The sequence below is a fragment of the Pseudomonas sp. Pseu.R1 genome (assembly GCF_045764065.1).
Taxonomy (GTDB): Bacteria; Pseudomonadota; Gammaproteobacteria; order Pseudomonadales; family Pseudomonadaceae; genus Aquipseudomonas.
On sequence record NZ_JBJGEE020000001.1, the window covers coordinates 3049679 to 3061851 of the forward strand.

Below are 12173 nucleotides of genomic sequence, written 5' to 3' on the forward strand. Positions count from 1 at the left end.
TCGGTCGCGTTATAGGGCGTTATTCAGAGGCGGAGGGCGTAACGCAAACGTGCGCCGCAGCGCACGTCAGAGAGAGGGAATTACGCGTAGGTGTCGATCAACGTGCCCAGCATTTCGTCGCTGGCTTTCTCGACTTTCACACCGGCCTGGACCTGAAATTTGCCTTCGGCCATTTCAACCACATTGGAGGCCAGATCGGAACGGTCAGGGCGCTCGACAGAACGCAGACGCTCAAGCTGGAAATCCGAAGACTGGCTACGACCAGACACTTCGGTCGCCGGGCTGGCCAGTTGAGTAGCCGCCTGATCGACACGGTCCTGCCCGACCTGAATCGCGCTCAGGCCTGGATACAGCGTGTTGTTCAGTGAGATTTGCATGACTGGAGTCCTTTGTTCAAAAAACGAACAACGCCATTAAACCAGTATCAGCCGTGAAACACTCGGCAAAAAGACTAATGGCATCGGGCCTTCTGATAGACGAGGCCCGAATCGCACCTGATTTGAGACGTTACCGCGTAGCAACCGGTGACAATTCATGCGTAAAAACAGTGCATCACGAAACAATTCAGGCCATCAGCCTACCCGCTTCTTCCCCTGCTCGCTGCTACCGAAGCCCCGAACTGTGCAGTGGCGCACATCCTGCATCCTGTGCTGAACTGCTCCTCTTTCCCGGATTCGGCCACGAACGCCTCATGCGCCCAAAGGAACTGAAACACTGGACCAGCGGAATCGCCCATCTTCTCGACTTGCCGGGAGGCGGCGCGCGGCTGAGCGGGCTAAGCCAGTGGCTGAAGCAAATCGCGCCTGTCGATCATTTCGTGCTGTTCATCTACGAGGGTAATCACCGTCCACTTGCACTGTTCGACACTTTCCCGCCGGACAAGCGCAAGGTGTACGTCGACGATTACCAGTGCGGCCCCTATCTGCTGGACCCGTTTTACTTGGCCTGTACCCGAAAACAGCAACCGGGGTTGTGGCGTCTGCGCCAGTTCGCGCCCGATCACTTCTATCTCAGCGAGTATTACCTGGCGTATTACCAGCAAACGGGGCTGGCCGAGGAAGTGGCGTTCTTTGTGGATCTGGGCGGCGACGCGATGGCTGTGTTATCGCTGATGCGGGCGACCACCAGTTGCGCGTTCAGCCGCGATGAACTGCAACTGATGGAGTGTGCGCAAGCGATTGTCGAGCAAGTGATCAACGAAGCCTGGCGTCAGCATCGGGCGCAACAGCCGCGCTCGCCGCAGGATCTCGACTTCAAGGTACACGCCGCTTTTGATCATTTCGGTGATCACATTCTCACGGGGCGCGAGCAGGAAATCGTACGTCTGCTGTTGCGCGGGCACTCCAGCGCGTCGGTGGCCGAGCAACTGACGATCAGTCCGGGAACCGTGAAAATCCATCGCAAGAACATCTATGCCAAGCTCGGAATTGGCAGCCAGGCCGAGTTGCTGGGGCTGTTCATTCGCGAGCTGACCGGGCCGGATATTGCAGCCACTGCCTAGGCCTGCTCACTCCTACAAGTGACGCGTTCTGAAACGACACCTATCCCCCGAGGGATATATACAGCGCAAAACCGCGGTTGTTAATTTCGCCTCCATCGCAGCGAACCCTGCACTGGAATGCGAGAGCCTCTGATGACCGACCATCGCCACGAAAACGATATCGAGTTCTGTAACGTCGAGAAGCACTACGGCAACTTGAAGGCCGTGAACAACCTGAGTTTTCAGGTCAAGCGCGGGACCTTTCACTCCTTTCTCGGCGGCTCGGGCTGCGGCAAGACCACCACACTGCGCATGATCGCAGGCTTCGATCAGCCGACCGTCGGAGAGGTGCGTCTGGCAGGCAAAAACGTCGCAGGCGTCCCCGCCTATCAGCGCCCCGTGAACATGGTGTTCCAGCATTACGCGCTGTTTCCGCACATGACTGTGTCGCAGAACATCGCCTACGGCCTGCGCTACCTCACTCCTCGCCCGGACAAGAAAGAACAGCAACGCCGCGCCGACGAGGCGCTGGAGATGGTGCGTCTTTCAGGCCTCGGTCATCGCAAACCAAGCGAGTTGTCAGGCGGCCAGCAACAGCGCGTAGCCTTGGCGCGGGCGCTGGTAAACAAGCCCACTGTTTTGTTGCTCGATGAACCGCTAGCCGCACTCGACCGCAAGCTACGCAAGGAAATGCAGTCCGAACTGCTGCGCTTGCAACGTGAAGTTGGCATCACCTTCGTGCTGGTCACTCACGATCAGGAAGAAGCGCTGTCGATGAGCGACAGCATTAGCGTGATGCACAGCGGCTCGATCATCCAGACCGCCTCCCCCGAACAACTCTATGAAGCCCCCGCTACACGCTACGTGGCCGACTTCATCGGCGAATCCAATCTGTTCAACGGCACCGTGCGCCACGTGCAGGGCAATTCGGCGCTGCTGCGCACAGAGCAAGGCATCGAGCTGAGCAGCCCATTGACGCCCAACGGAACGGCCCTGAGTGCGAACACCGAGGGCTGCATCGCGGTGCGTCCGGAGCTGATCGACATCGCCGCCCAAGGCAGCCTGCCAGGTCGCGACGTAACCCTGGACGGCTGCGTCGAAGACCGCATCTATCTGGGCAACATCACCGAATACCGCGTGCGCACCCAACCATTCGGCATCGTCTGCGTGCGGGTGCCGCGCCAACTCGGCTCAGGGGTCCAAGGGGCGTCAGACAACGCAGGTTTCGAACACGGCGCCGCCGTTCAAGTGGGCTGGAACAACGCCAGCGGCCTGGCGATGGCCCTGTAAGGCGCACAGCAATTCCAACGATCGGACTATTTATCAGACGGGGAGCATGCCATGGACCAGAAAACCTTCATCAAGACGATGCGCAGTTGGCAGAACGGCTCGATCACGCGCCGCGACTTCCTGGGTCGTACCGGCTTGGGTATCGCTGCGGCGGTGGTCGCCACCAACATGCCGGGGCTGCTTGCGGGCAGCTCCAGCGCCAGCGCACTAGGTGCTGACAAAAACATCGGCGACCGTCTGGGCCTGGCCACCTGGCCGAATTATCACAGCCAGGAAAACCTCGATAACTTCGCCAAGACCACCGGCGCCCGCGTGGCCATGAGCGTGTTCGGCTCCAACGAAGAAATGCTCGCCAAATTGCAGGCAGGCGGCAGTGGCTGGGACGTACTGGTGCCAACCAACTACACCATCAGCACCTACGTGAAACTGGGGCTGATCGAGCCGCTGGACCTGTCGCGCATCCCGAATTTCGACGCGTCGGCCTTTCAAGAAAAATTCATGGCCCAAGGCACTGTCGACGGCAAGGTGTATGCCGTGCCGAAAAACTGGGGCACCACCGGCATGGCCTACGATAGCGCCAAGCTCAAGGCCAAACCCACCTCGTGGAAAGAGTTCTGGGCGCTGGCCAAGGATCAGGCCGACGGCCGCACCATGGTGCACGACTACCAATTGACCGCCATCGGCAACGCCCTGAAATCCTTCGGTTACAGCTTCAACTCGTTGGACCCGAAAGAACTGGCCGACGCCGAAAAACTGCTGATCGAGGTCAAGCCGCACCTGTTTGCGATCAACTCCGACATCCAGCCGTCGATGCGCAGCGGCGACGCAATTCTGGCCATGTCCTGGACCGGCGATGCCTCGCAATTGCATCGCGACATTCCGTCGATGGTCTACGCGCTGGGCAAGGAAGGCGGCGAGCTGTGGAGCGACTTCTTCGCCATCCCGAAAAGCGCAGAGCACAAAGACGCCTCTTACGCCTTCATCAATTACCTGCTTGACCCGCAGCACAACAAGCTGGAAGTGCTGAGCCACGGCTACCCGAGCGGCGACAAGCGTGTCGATGCGCTGCTGCCGAAGGAAATGCTCAACGACCCGATCATGTATCCGGCCGCCGAGCAATTGAGCCCACTGGAATTCGGTGCCGCCGCGACGCTGACCAGCCCGCTGCGCGCCGAACTGATGGCCCGCTTCAAGGCCGCCTGATCCGGCGTATCGCCATGAACGACAAGGAACCGCACATGCAAGCCGTCATGACCCCTGACGCTCGCCCCGCCGCTGCCGAGGCGGCGGTGGACATCGAGCGCGCACACCTTCGGCGGCGTAGCCTGGCGCGGCGCATCACGATGCTGATGCTGCTGCCGTCTACCCTGTGGTTCCTGCTGCTTCTGGTGATGCCGTTGGTGATCATTCTGGTATTCAGCTTTGGCGAGCGCAGCGCCGTCGGCGGTTACGCGGGCGGCCTGACACTGGCCAATTACCTCAACCTCGGCTCCCGCGCGGCGGCGTTCGGCAACACGCTGATGCTGGCGCCGCTGGGGACGCTGGTGTGTCTGCTGGCGGCCTATCCATTGGCCTACTTTCTCGCCGTAAAAGCCGGACGCAGCCGTTCGCTGTTGCTGACGCTGGTGATCGTGCCGTTCTGGACCAGCTTCCTGATTCGCACCTACGCGTGGATTTTCATCCTCAGCGGCAAAGGCATTCCGGCGCTGTTGGCGAGTGTCGGGCTGGACGATGTGCGGCTGATCAACACGCCCTACGCGGTGCTGATCGGTATCGTGTACGGCTACTTGCCGCTGATGGTGTTTCCGATTTACGTCAGTCTGGAAAAGCTCGACAAGCGCTTGCTGGAAGCCTCGGCGGATCTGGGCGCCAGCGCGTTCGAGAGTTTCCGCCGCATCACCCTGCCGCTCTCGGCGCCGGGGATCATTACCGGTGTGATGCTGGTGTTCATTCTGCTGATGGGCGAATTTCTTATCCCTGCCGTGCTCGGCGGCGGCAAGGTGTTCTTCGTCGGCAACGCGCTGGTCGACCTGTTCCTGCAATCGCGCAACTGGCCGTTTGGCAGTGCGCTGGCGATGACCCTGGTGGCAATCATGCTGGTGATCATCGGTGTCTATCTAAAATTGGTGGCCCGCTACGGTGGCAAGCCCGGCGAAGGAGCGCTCTGACATGTGGCTGCGCACCTACTCGACGTCGCTTTATCTGTTTCTCTACCTGCCCATCGCGCTGATCATGCTGTTCAGCTTCAACGCCGGGCGCAGCGGGCTGGCCTTCGAATGCTGCTCGGTGCAGTGGTTCGGGCGGGCCTTCAGCAACCCGTTCATCATGGAAGCCTTGGGCAACAGCGCGCTGATCGCCACCTGCTCGGCGGTGCTGGCGACGCTGTTCGGCACCCTCGCGGTGTTCGGCCTGCAACGGGCCGGGCGCAGAATCCGCCTGATATTCGACGCCCTGACCTATTGCGCGATCATCATCCCCGGCATCGTCATCGGCATCTCGACGTTGATCGCTTTCATCAGCGTGTTCGACGTGATCAACCCTTTGCTCGCCCAACTGATACCGAGCCTCCCGAAGCTGAACATGGGCTTCTTCACGGTCGTCGCGGCTCACTCGCTGTTCACCATGGCGTTGGTCATGGTAATCGTGCGCAGCCGCGTGGAGTCGCTGGACAAAGCCTTGCAGGAAGCCTCTGCCGATCTCTACGCACCACCGCTGGAAACCTTCTGGCGCGTGACATTGCCTCAGATCACCCCGGCAATCATGGCGGGCTTTCTGTTGGCATTCACCTTCAGTTTCGACGATTTCATCATCGCGTTTTTCGTCGCTGGCCCTGAAACCACGCTGCCGATCTACATCTTCTCGTCGATCCGGCGCGGCGTGACCCCGGAAATCAACGCGGTTTCCACGGTGATCATCTGCGCCTCGCTGGCACTGCTGTTCACTTCCCGCTATCTGCAAAATCGCCGCACAGGAGCCTCACATGCGTGATCAGTTGTACATCAACGGCGAGTGGGTCAGCCCGGATCTGGGTGGCTACATTGATGTGATCGACCCGGCGACCGAGCAGGTTTTGCAGAAGGTCGCGGCGGGCACCGAAGAAGACATCGACCACGCAGTGCGAGCTGCCCGACGTGCCTTTGAGAGTGAGTGGGGCCAAACCACTGGCGCCCAGCGTGCCGTGTGGCTCGACGCGCTGGCCGATGAACTGCAAAACGTGCAAGACGACCTGGCCATCCTTGAAGTGCACGACAACGGCAAACCGCTGCCCGAGGCGCAGTGGGACATCGGCGATACGATTGGCTGCTTTCGCTATTACGCAGGGTTGGCACGTGAGCTGGACGGTCGTCAGAACCAGCCACTCGCCCTGCCCGACACGCGCTTTCGTTGTCATACGCGGCTGGAACCGGTGGGTGTCGCCGGGCAGATCATCCCGTGGAATTACCCGCTGCTGATGGCGGCCTGGAAAGTCGCGCCCGCGCTGGCCGCCGGTGCCACGGTGGTGTTGAAGCCTTCGGAACTCACCCCGCTCACCGCGCTGGAGCTGGCGGGTGCGGCGGATCGTATCGGCCTGCCCGCTGGCGTGCTGAACATTGTCACCGGCTTGGGCGCGGACGCAGGCAGCCCGCTGACGCTGCACCCCGGCGTCGACAAACTGGCCTTCACCGGCAGCGTGCCGACCGGGTCAAAAATCATGTCGGCAGCGGCCAGTGACATCAAGAACATCAGCCTTGAGTTGGGCGGAAAATCCGCGTTCATCGTGTTCGACGACGCTGATGTCGAGGCGGCGGTGGAGTGGATTCTGTTCGGGATTTTCTGGAATCAGGGCCAGGTGTGCAGCGCAACGTCGCGTTTGCTGGTGCAGGAGAACATCGCGTCACGCCTCATTGAACGATTGGTGGAAGAAACACGCAAGATCACCCTCGGGCAAGGGCTTGAGCCTGACGTGTTACTGGGGCCTCTGGTCAGTCGTGGGCAGTACGAAAAAGTGCTGGGCTTTGTCGATCAGGGCAAGGCCAGTGGCGCGAAGCTGCTTACGGGAGGCAAACGTCCGGCGCATCTGGAAAGGGGCTACTTCATGGAACCGGCGATTTTCGATGAGCCCGCGCACAACAGCATCGTCTGGCGCGAAGAAATCTTCGGCCCGGTGCTGTGCGTGAAGCGCTTCAAAGACGAAGCGCAAGCGGTGCAAATGGCCAACGCCAGCCGCTTTGGTCTGGCCGCCGCCGTGATGAGCGCCGATCCCCAGCGTGCCACGCGGGTGGCCAATCACCTGCGCGCAGGGATCGTGTGGGTCAACTGCTCACAACCCACCTTCGTCGAAGCACCATGGGGCGGGATGAAGCACAGCGGGATTGGCCGGGAATTGGGGCAATGGGGGCTGGATAACTATCTGGAAGTGAAACAGGTGACGGAGTACGTCAGTGATCAGGCGTGGGGGTGGTATATCAAGTGATCCGCTGCTTTCTGATCGTTCCCACGCTCCGCGTGGGTAACGCCGTCCGGACGCTCCGCGTCCGCCGTCGGGTTGACGCGGAGCGTCAGAGGCAGCATTCCCACGCGGAGCGTGGGAACGATCAAATGCGTAATCAGCGCTCAGTCCAACAACTCCAAATGCAAATGCTCGGCGATCATCTCCGGCGTGGCCTTTTTCATGTGCGGCACGCGGCCCAGACACGGCGCGGGCAGACGCTCGGCCAGCGTTGCGAGGTTTTCTTCAAGGCGTGACGTCTTCGGGTCGATGATGTTCGCTACCCAACCGGCCAGTTGCAGACCGTCATTGGCGATGGCTTCAGCGGTCAGCAGCGCATGGCTGATGCACCCCAGACGCACGCCCACCACCAGAATCACCGGCAGTTGCAACGCGATCGCCAGATCCGACAAATTGGCCTGATCCGCCAGTGGCACGCGCCAACCGCCCGCCCCTTCGATCAGGGTGAAATCAGCCTTTTTTTCCAGAATATGCCGCATCGGGCCGAGCAGCGATTGCACGGTCAGCGCAACACCCGCCTCGCGAGCCGCCAGGTGGGGGGCGATGGCAGGTTCAAAGGCAACCGGGTTGACCTCGTTGTAGGTCAGCTCCACCGAACACTCGGCACGCAGGGCGACCGCATCTGAGTTGCGCAGGCCTTTGGGTTTCACATCGCAGCCCGAAGCCACGGGCTTGCCCGCCGCCGTGCTCAATCCGGATTGTCGCGCCGCATACAGCAGCCCCGTGGCAATGGTGGTCTTGCCCACATCGGTGTCGGTTCCCGTGATGAAATACGCAGCACTCATCTTGGCGACCATCCGTTCAGATTTTTTCAAACTATTGCTCACTCACTATAGCGCTCGCACGAACGGCGCTCATAAAACCGGTCATTTTTTAAACAGCCGCTGGTTTTTTCAGCACGGCGTAAACCACTTGATAGGTTGCAGGCAGGCCTTTCTCCTGCCGAAAGCCCTCATACGCCTCAATCAACGCCTGAATCCGCGCCCGGCCAGTCAATCCGCCTGGCCGACCAGGATTGATGTTGTGGGCGCCCAGTGCCTTGAGTTCGTGGGTCAGACTGCGCACATCGGGGTAATGCAATACATGCGGCAACACATCCAGGCTGCGCACCTGCAAACCGCTGTCTGCGCAGAGCTGCTGATAGTCCTCGAAGGCGCGGAAGCGATTGACATGCACCATACCGTCCACGGCCTGCCAACTGTCGCGCAACTCATACAGAGTGCCGACGCACAGGCTGGCAAAACCGAATACGCCACCGGGTTGCAACACGCGCTTGGCTTCCGACAGTACCGACGCAAAATCCGAGCACCACTGCACCGCCAGGCTGGAAAATATCAATCCCACACTGGCATCGCGCAATGGCAGGCTTTCTGCATCGCCCGCAATGTAATGCTGTGCGCCGCCCAAAGGCCGCGCGTGGTTGAGCATGCCTTCGGCGATGTCCAGCGCGACGCCTTCGCTGTGGGGGAAGTTCTGCGCCAGCACGCGGCTGAAATAGCCTGTGCCGCTGCCCAGATCGAGCCAGCGCTCAAGCATCGTTTCGGGCAGGCGCGACATCAACTCACCGCCGACCGCACGCTGCAAATCCGCGACGCTGTCATAGCTGGCCGCCGCCTTGGAAAAAGACGCCGCGACCTGACGCTTGTCCGGCAGATGGCTATCGGGTGTCGCCTGTTGCTGTTTCACGGCCTTGAGCACCGCGCAGTGGGAAAGATCAGTCATCGCCGGACTCATGTAAAAACGCTTGGACTGCCGCCGCGACACCGTGGGGGTTTTCCAGGATGAACGCGTGACTGGCCTGCTCGATCACGCCGACTTCGATATCCGGCAGAAGATCGAGCAGATCGGTAGAGGCTTCAGCAGGCACCAAGGCGTCGAGACCGCCAAACAGGTGCAGTTGTGGCCCGCGATAGGCTTGCAGTGCTGCGCGAGTGTCCATTTGTTCGAGCAATTTGAGGCCTTCGATCAAGCCGTTGCGGGTACCATGAGGCGCACCCGCTTTGAGCTGACGCGACAATGCGCGAGGTTCTTCGGCACCTTGAACACACAGCAGGCTGAAGCGCTTGAGGGTGGTTTCCGGATCGTCTTTGCAACCAGTAATGAAGGCGTCGAAATCGGTCTGCGCCATCGCATTCGGCCATTGGCTTCGCGCGACGAAACAGACGTTACTGGCAAACGTCGCCAGGCCGCAGCAGCGTTCGCCACGGCGCGCGGCCAGTTCAGCAGCCAACATGCCGCCGAGGGACCAGCCCCCCAGCCAGGCGTTATCTGGGAGAGATGAATCCAGTTCGTCGAGCCATTCGTTCAGGTCATCGCTGTCCAGATCCGGCAGCGGCTCGATTTCGACCCGCAGGTGCTCGTCCAGCCCCCGCAACGCCGCTGCCAAAGGTTCCAGCGGTGAGACGCCAAGCCCCCAGCCCGGCAGCAAGATCAATCGATCACGCATCGTGTGGCTCCCCCGATTCGTCCGTGCCCAACAGCGGATAACACTGCTCCAACGCTTCCAACAATAGCTGCACCTGAGCCTCGCTGTGGGCGGCAGACAGCGTCACGCGCAGACGCGCGCTGCCCGCTGGCACCGTCGGTGGGCGAATCGCGGTCACCATCAGGCCACGCTCGCGCAGCATCTGCGACAGGCGCAAGGCGCGGTCGCTGCTGCCGATCAGGATCGGTTGAATCGGCGTGAAGCTGTCCATCAATTCCAGCCCCAATGCCAGGGCGCCGTCGCGGAACTGTTTGATTAGCGCTTGAAGGTGCTCGCGACGCCAGTGTTCGCCGCGCAGCAGTTCAAGGCTTTTCAGCGTTGCGCAGGCCAGCGCGGGGGGCTGGCTGGTGGTGTAGATGTAAGGGCGAGCGAACTGAATCAGCGTCTCGATCAATTCTTCACTGCCCGCAACGAACGCCCCTGCGGTGCCGAAGGACTTGCCGAGCGTGCCGATCAGCACCGGCACGTCTTCCATGCTCAAACCGAAGTGCTCGACGATCCCTGCACCATTCGCGCCCAGCGGGCCAAAGCCGTGAGCATCGTCAACCATCAGCCAGGCCTTTCGGGCTTTGGCGACCGTGGTCAGCGCAGGCAAATCAGCGATGTCGCCGTCCATGCTGAACACGCCGTCAGTGACGACCAATGTGTCACCCACGGCTTTTTCCAGCCGGGTGCTCAGGCTGTCGGGGTCGTTGTGCAGATAGCGGGAAAACCGCGCGTCGCTGAGCAAACCGGCGTCGAGCAACGACGCGTGGTTGAGGCGATCCTCCAGCACGGTATCGCCCTGCCCCACCAGCGCAGTCACCGCGCCGAGGTTGGCCATGTAACCGTTGGAAAACAGCAAGGCGCGTGGGCGGCCGGTGAGATCGGCCAGCGCCTCTTCAAGTGCGTGATGCGGCGTGCTGTGGCCAATTACCAGATGTGAAGCCCCGCCGCCCACGCCCCAGCGTTCGGCACCGGCTTTCCAGGCCTTGATGACGTCGGGATGGTTGGCCAGCCCCATGTAGTCGTTGTTGCAGAAAGCCAGCAGCGGCTTGCCATCGACCACCACTTCCGGGCCTTGCGGGCTTTCCAGCAGTGGGCGTTGGCGATAGAGGTGTTCGGCACGACGGGCAGCGAGACGTGCGCTCAGATCGAAAGACATGCAGGCCTCGTGGGGTATTCGATGGGCGTTGCAAGCGCCCTGTAGCAGTCCGGCTTGCCGGCGGTGGCGCCAGTGAAATCGCTGCCGCCGGCAAGCCGGACTGCTACAGAGAGTGGCGGTGCGGACGGAATCAAACCGCCGCGTCGTAAAACAGCTCGCTGCTCTTTTGCTCCACCAGCGCCTGCTCGATGGCCGCCTGATGCACTTCGTCCGAATGCTCTTCACGGGCTTCCGGCTGAATGCCCAGACGGGAGAACAGCAGCATGTCTTTGTCAGCCTGCGGGTTGGCGGTGGTCAGCAGTTTGTCGCCGTAGAAGATCGAGTTGGCACCGGCGAAGAACGCCAGGGCCTGCATTTGATCATTCATCGCCTCACGGCCCGCCGACAGACGCACGTGGGATTGCGGCATCAGAATGCGCGCAACAGCCAGCATACGAATGAAATCGAATGGATCGACGTCTTCGGCGTTGGCCAGCGGCGTACCGGCGACTTTTACCAACATGTTGATCGGCACCGACTCCGGATGCTCTGGCAGGTTGGCCAGTTGAATCAGCAGATTGGCGCGGTCGTCCAGCGACTCGCCCATGCCCAGGATACCGCCGGAGCAGATTTTCATGCCTGCATCACGCACGTAGGCCAGGGTCTGAAGACGCTCGCTGTAAGTACGAGTGGTGATGATGCGGGTGTAGAAGTCGGGCGAGGTATCGAGGTTATGGTTGTAGTAGTCCAGACCTGCATCAGCCAGCGCCTTGGTCTGGTCTTGATCCAGCTTGCCCAGGGTCATGCAGGTTTCCAGGCCCATGGCTTTCACGCCTTTGACCATTTCCAGCACATACGGCATGTCTTTGGCCGACGGGTGCTTCCAGGCAGCACCCATGCAGAATCGGGTCGAGCCGATGGCCTTGGCGCGCGCTGCCTCTTCCAGCACTTGCTGGACCTGCATCAACTTCTCTTTTTCAAGGCCAGTGTTGTAGTGCCCGGACTGCGGGCAGTACTTGCAGTCTTCCGGGCAGGCGCCGGTCTTGATCGACAGCAGCGTGGAGACTTGCACGCGGTTGGCGTCGAAGTGAGCGCGATGCACGGTTTGCGCCTGAAACAGCAGGTCATTGAAGGGTTGTGTGAACAACGCCTTGACCTCGGCTAAGGTCCAGTCGTGACGCAAAGTGGCATTGATGCTGGCGCTCATGGGCGGCTCCTTCATGTATTTAGGCGAGTACCCGGGCGGTTCACTCAGTTGGCGAAACCGGAAAGACCACAGGCGCAACACGGATGTTCGGCATATTTA

The 12173-nt window shown here is 60.9% G+C and carries 12 protein-coding genes; 6 read left to right on the forward strand and 6 right to left on the reverse strand.

Going from position 1 to position 12173, the window contains the following annotated elements:
* Positions 1 to 80: 80 nt before the first annotated feature.
* Complete coding sequence (locus ACI5GA_RS14160) at positions 81 to 377, reverse strand: pyrroloquinoline quinone biosynthesis protein PqqE (protein WP_404636598.1); 297 nt, start codon at positions 375 to 377, stop codon at positions 81 to 83.
* A 314-nt stretch (positions 378 to 691) separates the two neighbouring features.
* Here ACI5GA_RS14160 and ACI5GA_RS14165 point away from each other — a divergent pair, with 314 nt between their 5' ends.
* From ACI5GA_RS14165 to ACI5GA_RS14190, 6 genes are all read left to right on the forward strand, one after another.
* Positions 692 to 1501 (forward strand): helix-turn-helix transcriptional regulator, encoded by an 810-nt coding sequence (locus ACI5GA_RS14165; protein ID WP_404636599.1) that lies wholly within the window; start codon positions 692 to 694, stop codon positions 1499 to 1501.
* A 132-nt stretch (positions 1502 to 1633) separates the two neighbouring features.
* Complete coding sequence (locus ACI5GA_RS14170) at positions 1634 to 2770, forward strand: ABC transporter ATP-binding protein (RefSeq protein WP_404636600.1); 1137 nt, start codon at positions 1634 to 1636, stop codon at positions 2768 to 2770.
* A 51-nt stretch (positions 2771 to 2821) separates the two neighbouring features.
* Complete coding sequence (locus ACI5GA_RS14175) at positions 2822 to 3973, forward strand: ABC transporter substrate-binding protein (protein ID WP_404636601.1); 1152 nt, start codon at positions 2822 to 2824, stop codon at positions 3971 to 3973.
* 14 nt (positions 3974 to 3987) lie between these two features.
* Positions 3988 to 4938, forward strand: coding sequence for an ABC transporter permease (locus tag ACI5GA_RS14180; RefSeq protein WP_421423043.1), 951 nt, complete (start codon positions 3988 to 3990; stop codon positions 4936 to 4938).
* A 1-nt stretch (position 4939) separates the two neighbouring features.
* Positions 4940 to 5758 (forward strand): ABC transporter permease, encoded by an 819-nt coding sequence (locus ACI5GA_RS14185; RefSeq protein WP_421423044.1) that lies wholly within the window; start codon positions 4940 to 4942, stop codon positions 5756 to 5758.
* On the forward strand, positions 5751 to 7223 hold the full coding sequence (locus ACI5GA_RS14190) for an aldehyde dehydrogenase family protein (RefSeq protein ID WP_421423045.1): 1473 nt from the start codon (positions 5751 to 5753) through the stop codon (positions 7221 to 7223). Before ACI5GA_RS14185 ends, ACI5GA_RS14190 begins: the two co-directional genes overlap by 8 nt.
* A gap of 140 nt (positions 7224 to 7363) precedes the next feature.
* On the opposite strand, the gene bioD is transcribed toward ACI5GA_RS14190, so the two are convergent.
* The 5 genes from bioD to bioB form a co-directional block, all read right to left on the reverse strand.
* Positions 7364 to 8044 (reverse strand): dethiobiotin synthase, encoded by a 681-nt coding sequence (bioD, locus tag ACI5GA_RS14195; RefSeq protein WP_404637006.1) that lies wholly within the window; start codon positions 8042 to 8044, stop codon positions 7364 to 7366.
* A gap of 88 nt (positions 8045 to 8132) precedes the next feature.
* On the reverse strand, positions 8133 to 8981 hold the full coding sequence (gene bioC / locus ACI5GA_RS14200) for a malonyl-ACP O-methyltransferase BioC (RefSeq protein WP_421423046.1): 849 nt from the start codon (positions 8979 to 8981) through the stop codon (positions 8133 to 8135).
* Entirely contained in the window at positions 8974 to 9705 is a 732-nt protein-coding gene (locus ACI5GA_RS14205; RefSeq protein ID WP_404636606.1) for an alpha/beta fold hydrolase, read from the reverse strand. Before ACI5GA_RS14205 ends, bioC begins: the two co-directional genes overlap by 8 nt.
* Positions 9698 to 10888 carry an 8-amino-7-oxononanoate synthase gene (gene bioF, locus ACI5GA_RS14210; protein WP_421423048.1) on the reverse strand — a complete coding sequence of 397 codons (1191 nt, stop codon included), beginning with the start codon at positions 10886 to 10888 and terminating at the stop codon, positions 9698 to 9700. The genes ACI5GA_RS14205 and bioF overlap by 8 nt, the downstream gene beginning before the upstream one ends.
* A 130-nt stretch (positions 10889 to 11018) precedes the next feature.
* Complete coding sequence (gene bioB / locus ACI5GA_RS14215; protein ID WP_404636608.1) at positions 11019 to 12074, reverse strand: biotin synthase BioB; 1056 nt, start codon at positions 12072 to 12074, stop codon at positions 11019 to 11021.
* Positions 12075 to 12173: the final 99 nt, after the last annotated feature.